Source organism: Streptomyces sp. NPDC054887 (assembly GCF_053610585.1).
Genome location: NZ_JBSGYQ010000092.1, coordinates 1 through 19,318, shown reverse-complemented (window position 1 = coordinate 19,318; position 19,318 = coordinate 1). Strand labels below are relative to the sequence as shown.

The 19,318-nt window shown below is 70.9% G+C and carries 15 protein-coding genes; 8 read left to right on the top strand and 7 right to left on the bottom strand.

Annotated elements, in window-relative coordinates:
- Positions 1–160: 160 nt before the first annotated feature.
- Genes ACWGH0_RS32130 through ACWGH0_RS32110 form a run of 5 tightly spaced genes read right to left on the bottom strand, consistent with a single transcriptional unit; the run spans position 161 to position 5,551 of the window.
- A complete protein-coding gene (locus tag ACWGH0_RS32130) occupies positions 161–1,471 on the bottom strand; it encodes a DUF58 domain-containing protein (protein WP_453407801.1) in 1,311 nt (436 codons plus the stop codon).
- Positions 1,472–1,481: 10 nt separating this feature from the next.
- Positions 1,482–2,456 (bottom strand): AAA family ATPase, encoded by a 975-nt coding sequence (locus ACWGH0_RS32125; protein WP_453407800.1) that lies wholly within the window; start codon positions 2,454–2,456, stop codon positions 1,482–1,484.
- Positions 2,453–3,634, bottom strand: coding sequence for a DUF4350 domain-containing protein (locus ACWGH0_RS32120; RefSeq protein ID WP_453407799.1), 1,182 nt, complete (start codon positions 3,632–3,634; stop codon positions 2,453–2,455). The genes ACWGH0_RS32125 and ACWGH0_RS32120 overlap by 4 nt, the downstream gene beginning before the upstream one ends.
- The gene (locus tag ACWGH0_RS32115; protein ID WP_453407798.1) at positions 3,631–4,320 is read right to left on the bottom strand and encodes a DUF4129 domain-containing protein; all 690 of its coding nucleotides are present in this window, start codon (positions 4,318–4,320) and stop codon (positions 3,631–3,633) included. Before ACWGH0_RS32115 ends, ACWGH0_RS32120 begins: the two co-directional genes overlap by 4 nt.
- A gap of 4 nt (positions 4,321–4,324) precedes the next feature.
- Positions 4,325–5,551, bottom strand: coding sequence for a DUF7544 domain-containing protein (locus ACWGH0_RS32110; RefSeq protein WP_453407797.1), 1,227 nt, complete (start codon positions 5,549–5,551; stop codon positions 4,325–4,327).
- Positions 5,552–5,691: 140 nt separating this feature from the next.
- On the opposite strand from ACWGH0_RS32110, the gene mtnA reads away from it, so the two are divergent.
- From mtnA to ACWGH0_RS32075, 7 genes are all read left to right on the top strand, one after another.
- Positions 5,692–6,846, top strand: a complete 1,155-nt coding sequence (mtnA, locus tag ACWGH0_RS32105; protein WP_453407796.1) for an S-methyl-5-thioribose-1-phosphate isomerase — start codon at positions 5,692–5,694, stop codon at positions 6,844–6,846.
- Positions 6,847–6,850: 4 nt separating this feature from the next.
- Positions 6,851–7,540, top strand: a complete 690-nt coding sequence (gene mtrA / locus ACWGH0_RS32100) for a two-component system response regulator MtrA (protein WP_187283109.1) — start codon at positions 6,851–6,853, stop codon at positions 7,538–7,540.
- A gap of 1 nt (position 7,541) precedes the next feature.
- Positions 7,542–9,527: an MtrAB system histidine kinase MtrB gene (mtrB, locus tag ACWGH0_RS32095; RefSeq protein WP_453407795.1), complete on the top strand. Its 1,986-nt coding sequence runs from the start codon at positions 7,542–7,544 to the stop codon at positions 9,525–9,527.
- Positions 9,517–11,400, top strand: a complete 1,884-nt coding sequence (locus ACWGH0_RS32090; RefSeq protein ID WP_453407794.1) for an LpqB family beta-propeller domain-containing protein — start codon at positions 9,517–9,519, stop codon at positions 11,398–11,400. Before mtrB ends, ACWGH0_RS32090 begins: the two co-directional genes overlap by 11 nt.
- An 88-nt stretch (positions 11,401–11,488) precedes the next feature.
- Positions 11,489–12,226 carry a ComF family protein gene (locus ACWGH0_RS32085; RefSeq protein WP_453407793.1) on the top strand — a complete coding sequence of 246 codons (738 nt, stop codon included), beginning with the start codon at positions 11,489–11,491 and terminating at the stop codon, positions 12,224–12,226.
- 313 nt (positions 12,227–12,539) lie between these two features.
- Positions 12,540–13,229 carry a ribosome hibernation-promoting factor, HPF/YfiA family gene (gene hpf / locus ACWGH0_RS32080; RefSeq protein WP_453407792.1) on the top strand — a complete coding sequence of 230 codons (690 nt, stop codon included), beginning with the start codon at positions 12,540–12,542 and terminating at the stop codon, positions 13,227–13,229.
- Between the two features lie 222 nt (positions 13,230–13,451).
- Positions 13,452–14,204 carry a response regulator gene (locus tag ACWGH0_RS32075; RefSeq protein WP_453407791.1) on the top strand — a complete coding sequence of 251 codons (753 nt, stop codon included), beginning with the start codon at positions 13,452–13,454 and terminating at the stop codon, positions 14,202–14,204.
- On the opposite strand, the gene ACWGH0_RS32070 is transcribed toward ACWGH0_RS32075, so the two are convergent.
- Both ACWGH0_RS32070 and ACWGH0_RS32065 read right to left on the bottom strand, forming a co-directional pair.
- Positions 14,197–15,372 carry a winged helix-turn-helix domain-containing protein gene (locus ACWGH0_RS32070; RefSeq protein ID WP_453407790.1) on the bottom strand — a complete coding sequence of 392 codons (1,176 nt, stop codon included), beginning with the start codon at positions 15,370–15,372 and terminating at the stop codon, positions 14,197–14,199. The two genes, ACWGH0_RS32075 and ACWGH0_RS32070, sit on opposite strands and share 8 nt — an antisense overlap.
- 202 nt (positions 15,373–15,574) lie before the next feature.
- The gene (locus ACWGH0_RS32065) at positions 15,575–16,162 is read right to left on the bottom strand and encodes a GNAT family N-acetyltransferase (protein ID WP_453407789.1); all 588 of its coding nucleotides are present in this window, start codon (positions 16,160–16,162) and stop codon (positions 15,575–15,577) included.
- A gap of 240 nt (positions 16,163–16,402) precedes the next feature.
- Between ACWGH0_RS32065 and secA the strand changes: the two genes are divergently transcribed.
- Entirely contained in the window at positions 16,403–19,243 is a 2,841-nt protein-coding gene (gene secA / locus ACWGH0_RS32060) for a preprotein translocase subunit SecA (protein ID WP_453407788.1), read from the top strand.
- Positions 19,244–19,318: the final 75 nt, after the last annotated feature.

Below are 19,318 nucleotides of genomic sequence, written 5' to 3'. Positions count from 1 at the left end.
GGGGGGACCCTGTGGGAGAGTAGGACGCCGCCGAACAATCATTGTGGGAAAGCCCCGCACCATTCATGGTGCGGGGCTTTTCTGCGTTCCAGGGCCGGAGGAGCCATGCAGCCCGCCTATGGGCCTGCTGCGGCAGGCGAGCCCTCTTCCCTTCTCCTTGCTACAGGCGGCCTGCCGCTTTCAGCGAGAGGTATGCGTCAGCCAGTGCGGGGGCCAGGTCCTCAGGGGTGGCGTCTACGACTGTGACGCTGTGGCGGGTGAGTTTCTCCGCTGTGCGGCGGCGCTGTTCCTTGGCCTGGGTGCCGGCGGCGGCTTCGTACACCGCGTCCACTGTGCCGCGACCCGTCGCCATGTGCTCGACACGAGGGTCGGACACCGAGGCCACCACGACGGTATGGCGCCGAGTGAGCTGGGGGAGTACGGGGAGCATGCCCTCTTCGACGGGGGCGACGTCCAGGCCGGTGAGCAGCACGATCAAGGAACCGCGGGGTGCGTTGGCCAGGGCCGTTGCGCTCAGGCCTCGGGCGTCGGTTTCCACCAGTGTGGGTTCGAGAGGTGCCATGGCGTTGACCAGAGCCGCCAGGACGTCCGCTCCGGTGCGGCCCTGTACCTGGGCGCGGGTGCGTCGGTCGTACGCCAGGAGGTCCACGCGGTCGCCGGCACGGGAGGCCAGAGCGGCCAGGAGCAGGGCCGCGTCCATGGAGGCGTCCAGGCGCGGTACGTCGCCGACACGGCCGGCCGAGGTGCGGCCGGTGTCGAGGACGATCAGGATGCGGCGGTCCCGTTCGGGGCGCCAGGTACGTACGGCGACTGAGTTCTGGCGTGCTGTCGCGCGCCAGTCGATGGAGCGGGTGTCGTCGCCGGGAACGTAGTCGCGGAGGCTGTCGAACTCCGTGCCTTCGCCCCGGGTCAGGACGCTGGTGCGGCCGTCGAGTTCGCGTAGGCGAGCCAGTTTCGACGGGAGGTGCTTCCTGCTGTTGAAAGGCGGGAGGACACGGACCGTCCAGGGGACCTGGTGGCTGCCCTGGCGGGCTGCCAGACCGAGCGGGCCGTACGAGCGGACGGTGATGCGGTCCGGCTGGTGGTCGCCGCGGCGAGTGGGGCGCAGGGCTGTGGTCAGTCGACGGCGTTCTCCCGGCGGGACGCGTACCTCGTGGCGGGAGGCTGCCTGCTCGGTGCGGGGCTCCCAGCTGCTGGGCGGCCAGGCGTCGCGGAGCCGGCCGCGGAGGGGGCGGCCCGAGGGATTGGTGACGGTCAGCTCGATTCTGGCATCGTCAGCCAGTCGAACTGACGTGTCACCACTTCGGGTGAAACGGAGCTTTCGCACTGGTGCGGCCAGTGCGTAGTCGCACACAATTGCGAGTGTGAGGGGGGCGTTCACGGCGAGGACCCCGGACCAGTTCGGCGCGAGGACGCCGATGGGGATCGCGCCGAGGGCGGCGAGGAGTGCGGTGCGTCCGGTAAGAGCCATCGTCGGCGCCTCAGCGAGGCACGGGGACGTGGGCGAGGATCGCGGTGATGACGGAGTCCGCGGTGACTCCTTCCATCTCTGCCTCGGGCCGGAGCTGGATCCGATGGCGCAGGGTGGGAAGGGCCAGGGCTTTCACATCGTCGGGGATGACGTAGTCCCTGCCGGTGAGCCAGGCCCAGGCGCGGGCGGTGGAGAGCAGGGCGGTGGCGCCTCGCGGTGAGACGCCGAGAGTGAGCGAGGGGGATTCTCGAGTGGCACGGCAGATATCGACGACGTAACCGGTGATCTCGGTGGAGACCGCGGTCTTGGCCACCGCGGCGCGGGCTGCTTCCAGGTCGGCGGGACCGGCGGCCGGGCGTAGGCCGGCCGCGTGCAGGTCGCGGGGGTCGAAGCCTTCCGCGTGGCGGGTCAGAACGCCGATCTCGTCCTCGCGGGACGGGAGCGGGACCGTGAGCTTGAGCAGGAAGCGGTCCAGCTGGGCTTCGGGGAGGGGGTAAGTCCCCTCGTACTCCACGGGGTTCTGGGTGGCTGCGACCAGGAAGGGGTCGGGCAGAGGGCGGGGCGTGCCGTCGACGGTGACCTGACGCTCCTCCATCGCTTCCAGGAGGGAGGCCTGGGTCTTGGGGGGAGTGCGGTTGATCTCGTCCGCGAGCAGCAGGTTGGTGAAGACCGGGCCGGGCTGGAAGGAGAACTCCGCAGTACGGGCGTCGTAGACCAACGAGCCGGTGACGTCGCTGGGCATCAGGTCAGGGGTGAACTGGACGCGCTTGGTGTCCAGTTCGAGAGAGGCCGCGAGCGCGCGGACCAGAAGCGTCTTGGCCACTCCCGGGACTCCTTCGAGCAGGACGTGGCCTCGGCAGAGCAGGGCTACGACGAGTCCGGTGACGGCGGGGTCCTGGCCGACCACTGCCTTGGCGATCTCGGTGCGCAGGGCTTCGAGGGAGGCTCGGGCGCTGTCAGGGGTCTCTGCGGGCTGGGCGCTCATGAAGCGCGTACCTCTCTTTCGAGGGCGTCGAGTTCGTCTGCCAGGCGAATGAGGCCGGCGTCGCTGGAGGGTGCGGGGCCGAAGAGGAGGGCCGGGAGGTCCCGGCCGGTCGTCGGCAGGTGGGACGAGGCGGCCGGGATGAGCGCATCGGGGGCGTGGGCCAAAGAGGCGGGCACGCCGAGGAGGAGGGCGAGACGGGTGCGGGTCGCCGAGCGCAGGGCCTCGGCCGCGCGGTCGCGGGCGTTGGCTCTGCGGTAGAGGCGGGCCCGGCCCTCAGTGGTCTCGGAGGCGCGGACGACTACGGGCAGGCGTTCGGTGACCAGGGGGCCGAGCCTGCGGGCGCGCCAGACGGCGGCGAGTACGGCGGCCAGGGCGAGTTGGAGTGTGGCCCAGAGCCAGCCGGGAGGGACCAGGTCGTAGAAGCTGCTTTTGCCGCCGTCGGCGGCGGAGGCGTCATCCAGCGAGGGGAGGTACCAGACGAGATGAGGCCGGGAACCGAGGAGTTGCAGGGCGAGCGAGGCGTTGCCCTGGTCGTCGAGACGGTCGTTGTAGAGGATGTCCGGCGCTCCCAGGAGGACGGTGTCGCCGCCTGGATGCGGTACGCGCAGGACGGTGGCGAGGCCTTCGCTGAGGTAGCAGGTGTCCGCGTCGGTGGCTTCGGTGCTGTAGCGGATGCCGCCGGTGTCGGCGTCGCCGGCGCGGACTGCGGCGGGCAGCGAGCACTGCGGGGAGCGGGGCGACACGGGGGTGCGCTTCCCGGTGCGTACCCCGGGGACGAGGCTCGGGGTGGACGGGGTGCCGGGAGCGACGAGTACCGTGCGGGACCCGGATATCCGCATGGCTGTGCGCAGTTGGTCCTGCTGCCGGCCCGTCAGGAGGTCGGGGTTGGTCACCAGCAGGGTGCTGTCGTCAGTGGTGGCGTCCGTCGCCTCGGCGAGGGTCGTGACCACGCGTGTGCTGACGCCCCTGTCCTTGAGCAGTTCGGCCACGGCGCGGCTGCCCGAGGGGTCCGCGGAGCGGGGGTCGAGCCGGCCGTGCTGGTCGCCGGAGCGTACGGCGGCGATGGCGATACCTGCGGCCAGTACGGCGACCAGGCCCAGCAGGAGGCCGCGGGCGCGCGTCCAGACCTGACGGGCGGTGGGGGAGGCCGAGGTGGAGCGGGTCGGAGCTCCGGTCATTCGGCGGCTCCCCGGGACGCGCCGCTGAGCAGTGGCTTCGTACGTTCCACGTCGGAGTCGAGAGCGCTCAGGCGCCGGTACGCCTGGTCGTCGGCGGTGCGGCCGCCGTATGTGACGTCGTCGAACTCGCGAGCGGCGGCACGCAGTCGGCCGGCGTGGGAGGGAAGGGACTGCCCGGCCTCCGCGGCGGCCTCGTCCGCGGTGCGGCCGGGGCGCGGGTCAAGGAGGGCGCGTTCCTCCAGGGAGCGGACGACGGCTCGCATCCGTTCCTGGACGGCTTCGTTCCAGCGGTGCGCGGCGGCGTGTGCTTCGGCGGCGGTGCGGTGGTCGGCCGCGCTGCGCGGGCCCTCGTCGAACAGCGTGCCCGCTGATGCCGGGGCGCGCTGTGGGGTGCCGAGCCGCAGCCACAGGGCGACGGCGAGGAGCAGGACGAGCGCGACGACGACCACCAGGCCGACCGCACCGCCGGGCGTGGCCGCGGAAGCCGCGCTGAACAGGTCGTCGACCCACTCCCAGAAGCGGTCCATGGCGCGTTCGAGGAAGCTCGGGTCGTTCTCGTGGTACATCGGTTTGGACAGTTCGCGCTCCGCGGCCTCGCGGGCCGGGGTGCGCGGGATGTCCACCGGTACGTCGTCGCTGGTGCGCGCCCGCAGGCCCGCTGCTGTCCTGCCCCCCGCTGTGGACACCGCATCAGCTCCCGGAGGCGGTGTCGGTGGACTGCTCGGGGCCGTAGCCCGGGATGCCCGCGGCGCGGGCCAGTTCGAGGTCGAGCGCCTCACGGCGGATGCGCTGGTCGATGTAGAGCAGCACGTTCACGCCCGCGGAGATCGGATAGGTGATCGAGGCGGCGATCACCGCGCCGATGCCGGTGATGATCAGGAAGGGCCAGCCGAACTCGGGCGTCTCGCCGGAGAGCAGGCTGCCGAGGCCGTCGTCGGCGGCATAGGCCATGAGTCCGAACGGCACGGCGATGATCATCGACACGATGAACGTCAGCACGATGGTGAGCAGCAGGATGCCGAAGATTCGCCACCAGGCGCCGCTGACCAGCTTGGCCGAGCGGCTCAGGGACTTCATGACGCTCTGCCGCTCCAGCATCAGCGCAGGGGAGGCGAGGCTGAACCGGACCATGAGCCACACGACGACGACGGTGGCCGGGAGACCGACGGCCAGGGAGAGAGCGACGCCCGCCGGGCCGCCCAGCAGAAGGCCGGGCAGGATGCCGACCGTCATGATGGCGGCGGCCACGAGGGGGAGCAGCAGGGTCAGGCCGAGGAGGCGCGGCAGCTGCGGCTTCGCCTCGCGCCAGGCGTCGGCGAGCGTGACCTGGCGGCCGAGTACGGAGCGGCTGATCACCATGGTCAGGAGCGCCGTGGTGAAGAGCGTGGCGATGAGCGTGATCGCGAACGTGGGCGCCAGGTTGAGCAGGCTGTTCTGCATGGCGTCGACGGATTGGCTGAGGGCCTCGGACGGCGTGGCGTTCGGGTCGAGCTCGGGCGGTGCGGGCATCAGGTAGCGCTGGATCAGGATGTCGCAGATCTGGGTGATCACCGCGACGGTGACCGTGATGCCGAGGACGGTGCGCCAGTGGGCACGCAGGGTCGACACGGCTCCGTCGAGGATCTCGCCGACGCCGAGCGGGCGCAGCGGGATCACGCCGGGCTTGGCGGCCGGCGGAGGGCCGCCCCAGCCGCCGCCCTGGGGCTTGCCGCCCCAGTTCGGGGAAGGCTGCTGCGGGGGGCCCGACGGGGCGCCCTGGCCGCTGGGGGCGGACCACTGGGCGGCCGGCGGCTGCTCCTTGGACCACTTCGACGCGGCATCGCTCTGGTCGGTGGGCTCGGCCGGCCGGGGCACGCCCGGCTTGTCGCCGTCGGAGGGGGCGGATCCGGGCGAGGCCCAGCCCGGAGACTCGTTCATTGTCGCTCCTTCACGGTGCCCGTCCGCGGGCGCGGCGGCAGGTTGGCAGCCATCGTGTCATGGGGTGCCCGTCGATGGACCGGGCCCCGTATGTCCTTGGCACCTTCAATTGTCGGTGCCTCAGCGGGCAGACTGGGCGGATGGCTGATCAGGACGCGCAATTCCCCGCGGGCGCCGAGCCGCCCGCGCTCCCTACGCTGCGCTGGGAGGAGCCGCCCGAGGGTCCCGTGCTGGTGCTGCTCGACCAGACGCGGCTCCCCGCCGAGGAGGTCGAGCTGGTCTGTACGGACGTGCCTGCCCTGGTGGGGGCGATCCAGACGCTGGCGGTCCGCGGTGCTCCGGTGCTCGGGCTGGCCGGGGCCTACGGCGTGGCGCTGGCCGCCGCGCGCGGGTACGACGTGGACGAGGCCGTGGGGCTGCTGGAGCGGGCGAGGCCCACCGCTGTGAACCTCGGGCACGGGGTGCGGCACGCGGCAGCGGCGTACCGGGCGGCGGTGGAGAAGGGCGCCGGGGCCGAGGGGGCGGCGAAGTCGGCGCTGGCCGCGGCTCGGGAGCTGCACCGGGCCGACGCCGCTGCGAGCGCGCGGATGGCGCAGCACGGGCTCGCCCTCCTGGAGGAGCTCGTGCCGGGAGGCGGGCACCGCATCCTCACGCATTGCAACACCGGGGCCCTGGTCTCGGGCGGCGAGGGCACGGCGTTCGCCGTGGCGCTGGCCGCGCACCGCAAGGGCGGGCTGCGGCGGCTGTGGGTCGACGAGACGCGCCCGCTGTTGCAGGGGGCCAGGCTGACGACCTACGAGGCGGCGCGGCACGGCATGGCGTACACCTTGCTCACGGACAATGCCGCGGGTTCGCTCTTCGCGGCCGGTGAGGTGGACGCCGTGCTCATCGGGGCGGACCGGATCGCGGCCGACGGTTCGGTGGCGAACAAGGTGGGGAGCTATCCGCTCGCGGTGCTGGCCAGGTATCACCACGTGCCGTTCATCGTGGTCGCGCCGGTGACCACGATCGATCTCGGTACCCCGGACGGCGCTTCCATCGAGGTGGAGCAGCGGTCCGGGCAGGAGGTGACAGAGTTCACGGTGCCGTTGATCCCGGTGGCTGGATCTGATGCCGGGATGGGGGCCGGGCTGCCTGTGGCTCCGCTGGGGACACAGGCGTACAACCCGGCCTTCGACGTGACGCCGCCAGAACTGGTGACCGCGATCGTCACGGAGCAGGGTGCAATTTCCCCGGTCACGGGGGCCGCGCTGGCGGACCTGTGTGCCAGGTCACGCCAGGTAACGATTAGCTAATGGGATGATGTCGTTTATGAAGGGACGCGTCCTTGTCGTCGACGACGACACCGCACTGGCCGAGATGCTCGGCATTGTGCTGCGTGGTGAAGGTTTTGAGCCGTCTTTTGTAGCGGATGGCGACAAGGCACTGGCCGCATTCAGGGAGGCCAAGCCTGACCTGGTGCTGCTGGATCTCATGCTGCCCGGACGGGACGGCATCGAAGTCTGCCGGCTGATCCGGGCCGAGTCCGGAGTGCCGATCGTCATGCTCACCGCCAAGAGCGACACCGTAGATGTGGTGGTGGGGCTGGAGTCGGGCGCCGACGACTACATCGTCAAGCCGTTCAAGCCCAAGGAGCTCGTCGCCCGTATCAGGGCGCGACTGAGGAGGTCGGAGGAGCCGGCGCCGGAACAGCTGGCAATCGGGGACCTGGTCATCGACGTGGCCGGTCATTCCGTGAAGCGGGACGGGCAGTCGATCGCCCTGACCCCGCTCGAGTTCGACCTGCTGGTCGCGCTCGCCCGTAAGCCCTGGCAGGTGTTCACCCGCGAGGTGCTGCTGGAGCAGGTGTGGGGCTACCGCCACGCCGCGGACACCCGTCTGGTCAATGTCCATGTCCAGCGGCTGCGCTCCAAGGTCGAGAAGGACCCCGAGCGGCCGGAGATCGTCGTGACCGTGCGCGGTGTCGGCTACAAGGCGGGACCGAGCTGACATGAACCGAAGCAGCGCTGCTCCGATGCCCGGGGGCCCGGGAGTCCGTACGGGGCGGGCTGTCGGTCCACGGCCAAAGATGTCCCGGGCCGGACGGTTTCTGCAGGGCGGCCCCGCCCTGCGGCTCTTCTCGCGCTGGGTCCGCCGGCCGCTCCTGCCGTCGTTGCGGCTGTGGCGGCGGAACATCCAGCTCAGGGTGGTCGTCGGTTCGCTGCTGATGTCGCTCGGCGTGGTGCTGCTGCTCGGGTTCGTCGTGATGTGGCAGGTCCGCAACGGCCTGCTCGACGCCAAGCAGGAGGCCGCGCAGAGCCAGGCGGCCGGCGGGTTCGACGTCGCGGAGGAGAAGGCCCGTACGGTCGCGGGATCGGGTGCCAGTGACAGCGCGGAGGCGAGGGCCGCCACGCGGAACTCCACCAACTGGAGGACCGAGCTCGTGGAGCAGCTCGCCAGTGGCGGCAGGCAGGCGTTCCACGTCGTGGCGCTGAGCGCCGACTCGGACGACGAGAGTGCGAGCAACCGCGGGCCGCGCGCTTCGGGCGGCGTGAACCAGAGCGCGAGCGTTCCGCAGGAGCTGCGGGACGAGATCGACCGGGGGACGGGCAAGGCGTACAAGGCTTTCGTCCGGATCACGTACACGGACGATCAGGAACCCGAGCCGGGTCTGGTGATCGGCAAGCAGCTGAACGACAACAGCGGCCAGCCCTACCAGCTGTACTACCTCTTCCCGCTCACGCAGGAGGAGGAGTCGCTCAGCCTGGTGAAGACCACGCTCGCCACGGCGGGGGTGTTCGTCGTCGTCCTGTTCGGCGGCATCGCGTGGCTCGTCGTACGGCAGGTCGTCACGCCGGTGCGCATGGCCGCAGGGGTCGCCGAGCGGCTGTCCGCCGGCCGGCTCCAGGAGCGGATGAAGGTCACCGGCGAGGACGACATCGCGCGTCTGGGCGAAGCCTTCAACAAGATGGCGCAGAACCTCCAGGTCAAGATCCAGCAGCTGGAAGAGCTGTCCCGGCTCCAGCGCCGCTTCGTGTCCGACGTCTCGCACGAGCTGCGGACGCCGCTGACGACCGTACGGATGGCCGCCGACGTCATCCATGAGGCGCGTGCCGACTTCGACCCGGTGACGGCGCGGTCCGCCGAGCTGCTCGCCGGGCAGCTGGACCGGTTCGAGTCGCTGCTCGCCGACCTGCTGGAGATCAGCAGGTTCGACGCGGGGGCGGCGGCCCTGGAAGCGGAGCCGATAGATCTGCGTGAGGTCGTACGCCGGGTCATCGAGGGCGCCGAGCCGCTGGCCGAGCGCAAGGGCACCCGGATACGGGTGACCGGTGACGAGCAGCCCGTGGTCGCCGAGGCCGACGCCCGGCGGGTGGAGCGGGTGCTGCGCAATCTCGTGGTCAACGCCGTGGAGCACGGTGAGGGCCGGGACGTAGTGGTCCGGCTGGGAGCCGCGGGCGGCGCTGTCGCCGTGGCGGTGCGGGACTACGGCGTGGGACTCAAGCCGGGCGAGGCGACCCGGGTGTTCAACCGCTTCTGGCGGGCCGATCCGGCGCGCGCGCGGACCACCGGCGGTACGGGCCTCGGCCTGTCCATCGCCGTGGAGGACGCCCGTCTGCACGGTGGCTGGCTGCAGGCGTGGGGGGAGCCGGGCGGCGGGTCGCAATTCCGGCTGACCCTGCCGCGTACGGCGGACGAGTCGCTCCGCGGTTCGCCCATCCCGCTGGAGCCCGAGGATTCGCGGCGCGCGCGCGAGCGCGCGGAGGCCGACAGCCGGGTCATGGGGACCGGCCCCGGCGGCGGTGCGAACCGTCTCGCGACGGTGCCCGCCCAGCCCGGGGCCGACCGGTCGCCGCTGCCGGTGCCGCCCCGCGCGGCGCCGTCGGCGGACCCGACGGCGCTGCCGGGCAGCGGAGCCCGGGTGGTGGCGCGCTCGGCGGGCGACAGTGACGGTTCATCGCAGGCGGAGCGGAAGGACAGCACGCGTGGGCACTGAGCGAAGGCGCGGCGGCCGGTGGCGGGTGCCGCGGACGACAGTGCTGCTGGGATGTGCCGGTCTCCTGCTGGCGGGCTGCGCGTCCATGCCGGACAGCGGCGACGTGGAGGCCGTCGAGGCGTCCCCGCGCGGCGACTCGCAGGTGCGGGTGTACGGGATGGCGCCGCGGAAGGGGGCGCAGCCCAACGAGATCGTCGAGGGCTTCCTGGAGGCGATGACGGGCGACGACCCCCAGTTCGCCACGGCTCGCAAGTACCTGACGAAGAAGGCGTCCAAGAACTGGAACCCCACCCAGGTCACCGTGCTGGACGACGGCCCGGTGCCGCAGGACCAGCGGGCCAACGACCGCGAGGGCGGGGCCTACACGTACGCGCTGACCGGCAAGAAGATCGCCGAGGTCAACGGGCAGCGCGCGTACCGGCCGGTCAACGGCTCGTATCACGAGACGCTCTATCTCAGCAGGCAGGACGGCCCCGACGGCAAGGAATGGCGCATCGACGGGCTGCCGCAGGGCCTGGTGCTCGGCGAGTCGGACTTCGAGCGCATCTATCACTCCGTCAACAAGTACTACTTCGCTTCCGGCACATCCTCGGAGCGGGCCGGCACCCATCCGTGGCTGGTCGCAGACCCGGTGTACGTGCGCAAGCGCATGGACCCGCAGACCCAGATGGACCAGGTGACGCAGACGGTCGAGGCGCTGCTGAGCGGCCCCACCAACTGGCTCAAACCGGTGGTGGGTTCGAGCTTCCCGACGGGTACGGCGCTGAAGCTGGAGGACGGCGAGAAGTCCCTGGCCTTCGACGACCGCAACGCGCTCAAGGTGCCGCTCAACGACAAGGCGTCCAACGTCGGGCAGAAGCGGTGCAGGGAGATGGCCGCGCAACTTCTCTTCACCCTGCGCGACCTGACGTCGTACCGGATCGGGCAGGTGGAGCTCCAGCGGTCGGACGGATCGACGCTGTGCGTCCTCGGCGGCGACCAGGCGGAGGACTTCGCTCCGGAACGCGCCTCCGGGAACCCGGACTACCAGTACTTCCTCGACACGAAGCAGCGTCTCGTACGGATGGTGGGGAGCACCGAGAACACCGGTGACGACGAGGAGGCCGAGCCCGTGCCCGGGCCGCTCGGCAGCGGCGAGCGGCGCCTGAGCACTGTGGCGGTGGCGCGCCACGAGCGGCAGGCGGCGGGGGTGTCGCAGGACGGGGGGGCGCTGTACGTGGCGTCCGTCGTCTCGGACGGCGAACCGCGGGAGCCGGCCGTGACCAGCGGCGCCAAGCAGCAGAAGGACCGGCTGTCGGCGCCGAGCTGGGACGGCCGGGGCGACCTGTGGGTGGCGGACCGCGACCCGCGCCGGCCTCGGCTGCTGCGACTGGCGGACGGCGTGGGCGAGCCGCAGGAGGTCAAGGTCGTCGACGGGCTCGACGGGGCCCGCATCGAGGCGCTCAAGGTGTCGGCGGACGGTGTGCGGATCGCGCTGCTGGTGACCGAGAACGGGCGTACGACGCTGAAGCTCGGCCGGATCGAGCGGCACGGGCCGCAGGACGAGCCGGAGGTTTCCGTCGCCGATCTGCGGCCCATCGCGCCGCAGATGGAAGAGGTGACGGCCGTGTCCTGGGCCGGGCGCAGCCGCCTCGTGGTGGTCGGCAGGGAGTCCGGTGGAGTGCAGCAGTTGCGGTATCTCCAGACTGATGGTTCGACGTCCGACGCCCAGTCGGTGCCGGGCGCGAACCGGGTGACGGCCGTCGCCTCGGCGGACGACGACCGGCTGCCCCTGCTGGCGCACTCGCTGGAGGACGGCATCGTGCGGCTGCCGCCGGGTGCGAACTGGAAGACCGTGGTCAGCAAGGGTTCGTCACCGGTCTACCCCGGGTAGCCGCCGTCCCTGGTGCCCGGCTGGGCACCGGCAACCGAGTTGTCCACAGGGGTGGTTGCCGCCGGCGCGGGCGGCCACAGTGGATGACGTGCGCGGACGGTGGCGGGAGACGGGGCGGGACGTGGCGGGCCTGGTGCTGCCCGTCGGCTGCGGCGGCTGCGGCAGGCCGCGCACGCTGCTGTGCGACGCGTGCGGGCAGGCGTTGTACGGAGCCGGGGCGCGCCGGGTGCGCCCGTGGCCGGAACCGCCCGGTCTGCCCGTGGTCCACGCGGCCGCTCCGTACGAGGACGCGGTGCGGGCGGTGGTGCTCGCGCACAAGGAGCGGGGCGCACTGGGGCTTGCGGGGGCGCTCGGGGGCGCACTGGCGGGCGCGGTGCGGGCCGCGGTGGCCGGGGGGACCGGGCCGGCGGGGCCGCTGCTGCTCGTGCCGGTGCCCTCCGCGCGCTCGGCGGTCCGGGCGCGCGGGCACGATCCGACGCTCCGGATCGCCCGGGCCGCGGCGGTGGAGCTGCGACGCGCCGGGGTGCCGGCCCGGGCCCTGGCGGCGCTGCGGCAGCGGCGGCCGGTGAGCGACCAGGCGGGCCTGGGCGCCCGCGAGAGGGCGGCGAACCTGGCCGGGGCCCTGGAGGTCGTCCGCGGGGCGGCACGGCTCCTGGAGGGCGGACGGGCCGTACTGGTGGACGACCTCATGACGACCGGGGCCTCGCTCGCGGAGTCCGGCCGTGCACTGAGTGCCGTCCGAGGATGGCCGAATCCGGTGTACGCGCAGCTGAGCGCCGCTGTCGTCGCCGCTCCCGCGCTGTCGTTCGTAATAAACCGGAACTGACGGGGAACTCGCATCGTTGCAGGTAGGGACGAGGGAAATTCGCCGGATCGGAGGTACGCGCCGGTAGCGGGTGCCGACAGGCGTCCGAGCGAGCTATGTTCGGTTGTGAGGAAAAGCAGACCCCGGTCCTCAATGATTCGGACGGCTGTGCTCGGGTTTTCCCTTCAGCCCGAAGTCGATGGGGTGGGGATCTTGTCGACTGGGGAGGAGGAGGTGAAAGTCACCAAGTCCGAGGTTCCGGTGCTCATCGGAACCTGGTGCGAAAGGGAGACGCTCCGCCGCTGAGCGGGGCTATCCGGGAACGGAGTTCTGCGTGGACATCGTCGTCAAGGGCCGCAAGACCGAGGTGCCCGAGAGGTTCCGCAAGCACGTGGCCGAGAAGCTGAACCTGGAGAAGATCCAGAAGCTCGACGGCAAGGTGATCAGCCTGGACGTCGAGGTGTCCAAGGAGCCCAATCCGCGGCAGGCCGACCGTTCCGACCGTGTGGAGATCACACTCCGCTCGCGGGGCCCGGTCATCCGGGCGGAAGCGTCGGCCGGAGACCCGTACGCGGCACTGGACCTCGCCACGGGCAAGCTCGAGGCGCGCATGCGCAAGCAGCACGACAAGCGCCACACCCGTCGGGGCAACGGCAGGATTCCGGCGGCCGAGGTCGGTACGACCGTGCCCGGCGCCGCGGCCATCAACGGCAATGGCGTGCTCGTTGCCGAGGAGGCACCGCCCACCATCCCCACCACCAGGATCGGACCGCTCGAGGTTCAGGGCGAAGGACCGTTGGTGGTCCGCGAGAAGACCCACGTCGCGGCGCCGATGTCGCTCGACCAGGCCCTGTACGAGATGGAACTGGTCGGGCACGACTTCTACCTCTACGTCGACTCCGAGACGAAGGAGCCGAGTGTCGTCTACCGGCGGCACGCCTACGACTACGGTGTCATCCGCCTGACGACCGACCCTCTCGCCGAGACCGAGGCGGGCGGCGCCGGCGGTGCACTCGGCGGGTGATTCGCCGGGCACGTTGAACCGACCGGGGCAGCGTGCCGTATCCCACTGTGGTGGTGCCCCTGGAGCGTTTGTGCGCCCCCCAGGGGCACCATCGTGCGACCGCAGGATCACCGCCTTGTCGTCCGGGCATGAAATCATGGCGTCGCAAGCCAATCGGTGCTCTGCACACTGTGGTTGGGGCAGCTCATGATTTTCGGGCCACGGCCTTCAGGGGGAGGAACGATGGCGGACAGCTTCGGTCCGGTGCACGACGAGTCCGACATGGCGGACGCCGAGGGCGGCGGCCCCGGTGCGGACGCCGGGGGAACGCGCAAGGAGCCCATCAGGGTGCTGGTCGTCGACGACCACGCCCTGTTCCGCCGGGGGCTGGAGATCGTCCTCGCACAGGAGGAGGACATCCAGGTCGTCGGAGAGGCCGGGGACGGCGCGGAGGCCGTGGACAAGGCCGCCGATCTGCTGCCCGACATCGTGCTGATGGATGTACGGATGCCCAAGCGCGGCGGCATCGAGGCGTGCACCTCCATCAAGGAGGTGGCTCCCAGCGCGAAGATCATCATGCTGACGATCAGCGACGAGGAGGCCGACCTCTACGACGCGATCAAGGCGGGTGCCACCGGTTATCTCCTCAAGGAGATCTCCACGGACGAGGTGGCCACCGCGATCCGCGCGGTGGCCGACGGCCAGTCCCAGATCAGCCCGTCGATGGCGTCGAAGCTCCTCACCGAGTTCAAGTCGATGATCCAGCGCACCGACGAGCGCCGGCTCGTCCCCGCGCCGCGGCTGACCGAGCGGGAGCTGGAAGTCCTCAAGCTCGTCGCGACCGGTATGAACAACCGTGACATCGCCAAGGAGTTGTTCATCTCCGAGAACACCGTGAAGAACCACGTCCGCAACATCCTGGAGAAGCTGCAACTGCACTCCAGGATGGAGGCCGTGGTCTACGCGATGCGGGAGAAGATCCTCGAGATCAGGTGAGCCGGGCCAGTTCGGCGGTCAGCGCCTCGCGCAGCTCCGGTGCGTCCACGCGCTCCAGTCGTACGTCCGCGCAGCCGACCCACTGAGCCGCCTCGACCAGTGCCTCCGCCATCGGCCGCACCGCCTTGCCGCTCGCCAGTGAGACCTGCCGGGCCACCAGCGTCTGCCCCTCACGCGCGGGATCGACGCGGCCGAGCAGCCGGCCGCCCGCGAGCAGCGGCATCGCGAAGTACCCGTGCAACCGCTTGGGCTTGGGGACGTACGCCTCCAGCCGGTGCGTGAAGCCGAAGATCCGCTCGGTGCGCGGGCGGTCCCAGATGAGGGAGTCGAAGGGCGACAGCAGGGTCGTGCGGTGGCGGCCGCGCGGGGTGCTCGCCAGGGCCTCGGGATCCGCCCAGGCGGCCTTGGCCCAGCCCTCGACCTCGACGGGGACGAGCCCCGATTCGGCGATCACGGCGTCGACCTGCTCGCCCTTGAGGCGGTGGTAGTCCGCGATGTCGGCGCGCGTGCCGACGCCGAGCGACCGGCCGGCCAGCCGCACGAGCCGGCGCAGGCACTCGGTGTCGTCCAGGTCGTCGTGGTAGACGGCGTCCGGAACGGCGCGCTCGGCCAGGTCGTACACCCGCTTCCAGCCGCGCCGCTCGACGCACACCACCTCGCCGTACATCAGCGCGCGCTCGACGGCGACCTTCGACTCCGACCAGTCCCACCACTCGCCCTTGTTCTTCGCGCCGCCCAAGTCGGTGGCGGTCAGCGGGCCTTCGGCGCGCAGTTGCTTGATCACCGCGTCGTAAGCACCGTCCGGAAGGTCGTGGTGCCAGTGCGGGCGGTCGCGGTACGCGCGGCGGCGGAAGGCGAAGTGCGGCCACTCCTCCATGGGCAGGATGCAGGCGGCGTGCGACCAGTACTCGAAGGCGTGGGCGCCCGTCCAGTAGGCGCTGTCGACCGTCGCGCGTCCCACCGCGCCGAGGCGGGCGTACGGAATCAGTTCGTGCGAGCGGGCCAGTACGGAGATCGTGTCGAGCTGCACCGCTCCCAGGTGGCGCAGGACTCCCCGCACTCCGGCCCGACGGTCCGGCGCTCCCAGGAAGCCCTGGGCGCGCAGGGCGATCCTGCGGGCTTCGTCGGCGGAGAGGGAGGCGAGGGGCGTCGGCAGCAAACTGGTCATGGCCGCAGCCTAGGGGCCGGCACTGACAACGGCCCCTGGCCTGCGGGGATCGCGACGGGCGAGGGGGCGGGCGTACGGGCCGTGGCGCCGCCGCCGCGCGGCCGCACTTGGAGCCGGCCCGCCGCGACCGGACGTACCGGACGCGTGCGGGGAATCACGCCTGCCGGGTCTCAGGAGTGCCGGGACTTGCGTGTGCCGGGGCTCAGGCGTGCCGGGGCTCCGTCCCCGCGGGCAGGTACGGGCCGGCCGCCGGAAGGCCGAGGTCCGACGGGAGCAGCGCGCCGGACCAGCCGTCGCGGCGGACGCCCTTGTTGGCGATGCCCGAACGCTGCACGCCCTCGATGACGAAACCCGCCTTCTCGGCCACCGCGCGCGAGGCTTCGTTGCCGATCTCGGCGCGCCACTCCAGCCGTTCGACGCCCACCGTGGTGAAGGCCCAGTGGGCGACGGCCCGCACCGCCTCCGTGACATAGCCGCGGCCGCGGTGCTCCTTGGCCGTCCAGTAACCGATCTCCGCCGCCCCCTCGCCGCGCGTGATCGACGACACGGCCGCCACCAGTTCGCCGCCGTCCCGGCTGAGGACCGCGAAGGCGTACACCGTGCCGTAGCGCCAGCCGTCCGGGACGATCCGGCCGACGAAGCCCTCCGCGTGCTCGCGTTCGTACGGCGAGGGGACCGACGTCCAGCGCTGGATGTCGGGGTCCTGACACGCCTGGAAGACGGCTTCCGCGTCGGCGGGCTCGAAGGGGCGCAGCAGCAGCCGCTCGGTGGTGAGGATCGTGGGCTCCATCGGCTGATTCTCGGCCGGGCGGGCGGGGCGCGCCAGACCTTTTCGGGATGGCCCGGCACCTTCCGGGCTCCCTGTCCGTTCTCTTTGCGGGTAACAGTGGGCCTTCCTGCGGGCGGACCTCCCGGCGTGGCGGGGTCCTCGCTTACGATGGCCGATGCGGTGGGGACCACCTGCCGTGCCCGCGCCAGCGTCCCTACATGACTCAGTGCACAGGCCCGACCGGCAAGGAGACCAGCCTCAGTGTCCGTCTTCAACAAGCTCATGCGTGCAGGCGAAGGCAAGATCCTGCGCAAACTGCACCGCATCGCGGACCAGGTCAACTCCATCGAAGAGGACTTCGTCAACCTCTCCGACGCCGAGTTGCGGGCGCTCACCGATGAGTACAAGCAGCGGTACACCGACGGCGAGAGCCTGGACGACCTGCTTCCCGAGGCTTTCGCGACCGTTCGCGAGGCCGCCAAGCGTGTCCTCGGTCAGCGCCACTACGACGTCCAGATGATGGGTGGCGCCGCCCTGCATCTCGGTTATGTCGCCGAAATGAAGACCGGTGAGGGCAAGACCCTGGTGGGCACGCTGCCCGCGTACCTGAACGCGCTGTCCGGCAAGGGCGTCCACCTGATCACGGTGAACGACTACCTGGCGGAGCGCGACTCCGAGATGATGGGCCGGGTGCACAAGTTCCTCGGCCTCGAGGTCGGCTGCATTCTCGCCAACATGTCGCCCGCGCAGCGCCGTGAGATGTACGCCTGCGACATCACGTACGGCACCAACAACGAATTCGGCTTCGACTACCTGCGCGACAACATGGCGTGGTCGAAGGACGAGCTCGTCCAGCGCGGCCACAACTTCGCGATCGTCGACGAGGTCGACTCGATCCTGGTCGACGAGGCCCGTACGCCGCTGATCATCTCCGGGCCGGCCGACCAGGCCACCAAGTGGTACGGCGACTTCGCCAAGCTCGTCGTCCGCCTGAAGAAGGGCGAGCCGGGCAACCCGCTCAAGGGCATCGAGGAGACCGGCGACTACGAGGTCGACGAGAAGAAGCGCACCGTCGCCATCCACGAGGCCGGCGTCGCCAAGGTCGAGGACTGGCTGGGCATCGACAACCTCTACGAGTCGGTGAACACGCCGCTCGTCGGGTACCTGAACAACGCCATCAAGGCCAAGGAACTGTTCAAGAAGGACAAGGACTACGTCGTCATCGACGGCGAAGTCATGATCGTCGACGAGCACACCGGCCGTATCCTCGCCGGCCGCCGCTACAACGAGGGCATGCACCAGGCGATCGAGGCGAAGGAAGGGGTGGACATCAAGGACGAGAACCAGACGCTCGCCACGATCACCCTGCAGAACTTCTTCCGCCTGTACGACAAGCTCTCCGGCATGACCGGTACGGCCATGACCGAGGCCGCGGAGTTCCACCAGATCTACAAGCTGGGCGTCGTGCCGATCCCGACGAACCGGCCGATGGTCCGCGCCGACCAGTCCGACCTGATCTACCGCACCGAGGTCGCGAAGTTCGCCGCCGTCGTCGACGACATCGTGGAGAAGCACGAGAAGGGCCAGCCGATCCTGGTCGGCACGACCTCCGTGGAGAAGTCGGAGTACCTCTCGCAGCAGCTCTCCAAGCGCGGCGTGCAGCACGAGGTCCTCAACGCCAAGCAGCACGACCGTGAGGCGTCGATCGTCGCCCAGGCCGGCCGCAAGGGCGCCGTCACCGTCGCCACGAACATGGCGGGTCGCGGTACGGACATCAAGCTCGGCGGCAACCCGGACGACCTCGCCGAGGCGGAGCTGCGCCAGCGCGGCCTCGACCCGGAGGAGCACATCGAGGAGTGGGCCGCCGCGCTGCCCGCCGCCCTCGAAAGGGCCGAGCAGGCCGTCAAGGCCGAGTTCGAAGAGGTCAAGGCGCTCGGCGGGCTGTACGTGCTGGGTACGGAGCGGCACGAGTCGCGGCGTATCGACAACCAGCTGCGCGGTCGTTCCGGCCGTCAGGGCGACCCGGGCGAGTCCCGCTTCTACCTCTCGCTGGGCGACGACCTGATGCGCCTGTTCAAGGCCGCGATGGTCGAGCGCGTGATGTCGATGGCGAACGTCCCCGACGACGTGCCGATCGAGAACAAGATGGTGACGCGGGCGATCGCGTCCGCGCAGTCGCAGGTCGAGCAGCAGAACTTCGAGTCGCGCAAGAACGTCCTGAAGTACGACGAGGTGCTCAACCGGCAGCGCCAGGTGATCTACGGCGAGCGCCGCCGCGTCCTGGAGGGCGAGGACCTCCAGGAGCAGATCCGCCACTTCATGGACGACACCATCGACGCGTACATCCAGGCGGAGACCGTCGAGGGCTTCGCCGAGGAGTGGGACCTCGACCGGCTGTGGGGCGCGTTCAAGCAGCTCTACCCGGTGAAGGTCACGGTCGAGGAGCTGGAGGAGGCGGCGGGCGACCGCGCGGGCATCACCGCCGAGTTCATCGCCGAGTCCATCAAGGACGACATCTACGAGCAGTACGCGCAGCGCGAGGCGCAGCTCGGCTCCGACATCATGCGTGAGCTGGAGCGCCGCGTGGTGCTGTCCGTCCTGGACCGCAAGTGGCGTGAGCACCTCTACGAGATGGACTACCTCCAGGAGGGCATCGGCCTGCGCGCGATGGCCCAGAAGGACCCGCTGGTCGAGTACCAGCGCGAGGGCTTCGACATGTTCAACGCCATGATGGACGGCATCAAGGAGGAGTCCGTCGGCTACCTGTTCAACCTGGAGGTCCAGGTCGAGCAGCAGGTCGAGGAGGTTCCGGTGCAGGCCGTTCCGGACCAGGCGGTCGGTGGGAAGCCGTCGCTCCGCAAGGAGGACGCGGTGCCCGCGGGTGCGGGCGCGGGCCGTCCGGAGATCCGGGCGAAGGGGCTCGACGCCCCGCAGCGGCCCGACCGGCTGCACTTCTCCGCGCCCACCGTGGACGGTGAGGGCGGCGTCATCGAAGGCGACTTCGACAACGGCGACGGGCCGGCGCGGTCCGAGTCGGACGGCATGACGCGTGCCGAGCGGCGCAAGGCGCAGAAGGGCGGCAGCCGCCGCCGCAAGAAGTAGGGCGGGCGGGTACGCACCGCTTCCCCGGCCGGGGGGGGGCACCCCCCAGGGGGGCGGGCCCCCCCCCCCTCCCGC

Excerpts from the sequence above, each read along its gene's own strand:
- ACWGH0_RS32125 (WP_453407800.1), bottom strand. The coding sequence starts at position 2,456 with ATGAGCGCCCAGCCCGCAGAGACCCCTGACAGCGCCCGAGCCTCCCTC.
- ACWGH0_RS32065 (WP_453407789.1), bottom strand. The coding sequence starts at position 16,162 with ATGGAGCCCACGATCCTCACCACCGAGCGGCTGCTGCTGCGCCCCTTC.
- mtrB (WP_453407795.1), top strand. The coding sequence starts at position 7,542 with ATGAACCGAAGCAGCGCTGCTCCGATGCCCGGGGGCCCGGGAGTCCGT.
- mtnA (WP_453407796.1), top strand. The coding sequence starts at position 5,692 with ATGGCTGATCAGGACGCGCAATTCCCCGCGGGCGCCGAGCCGCCCGCG.
- ACWGH0_RS32130 (WP_453407801.1), bottom strand. The coding sequence starts at position 1,471 with ATGGCTCTTACCGGACGCACCGCACTCCTCGCCGCCCTCGGCGCGATC.
- ACWGH0_RS32120 (WP_453407799.1), bottom strand. The coding sequence starts at position 3,634 with ATGACCGGAGCTCCGACCCGCTCCACCTCGGCCTCCCCCACCGCCCGT.
- ACWGH0_RS32070 (WP_453407790.1), bottom strand. The coding sequence starts at position 15,372 with ATGACCAGTTTGCTGCCGACGCCCCTCGCCTCCCTCTCCGCCGACGAA.
- ACWGH0_RS32110 (WP_453407797.1), bottom strand. The coding sequence starts at position 5,551 with ATGAACGAGTCTCCGGGCTGGGCCTCGCCCGGATCCGCCCCCTCCGAC.
- mtrA (WP_187283109.1), top strand. The coding sequence starts at position 6,851 with ATGATGTCGTTTATGAAGGGACGCGTCCTTGTCGTCGACGACGACACC.
- ACWGH0_RS32075 (WP_453407791.1), top strand. The coding sequence starts at position 13,452 with ATGGCGGACAGCTTCGGTCCGGTGCACGACGAGTCCGACATGGCGGAC.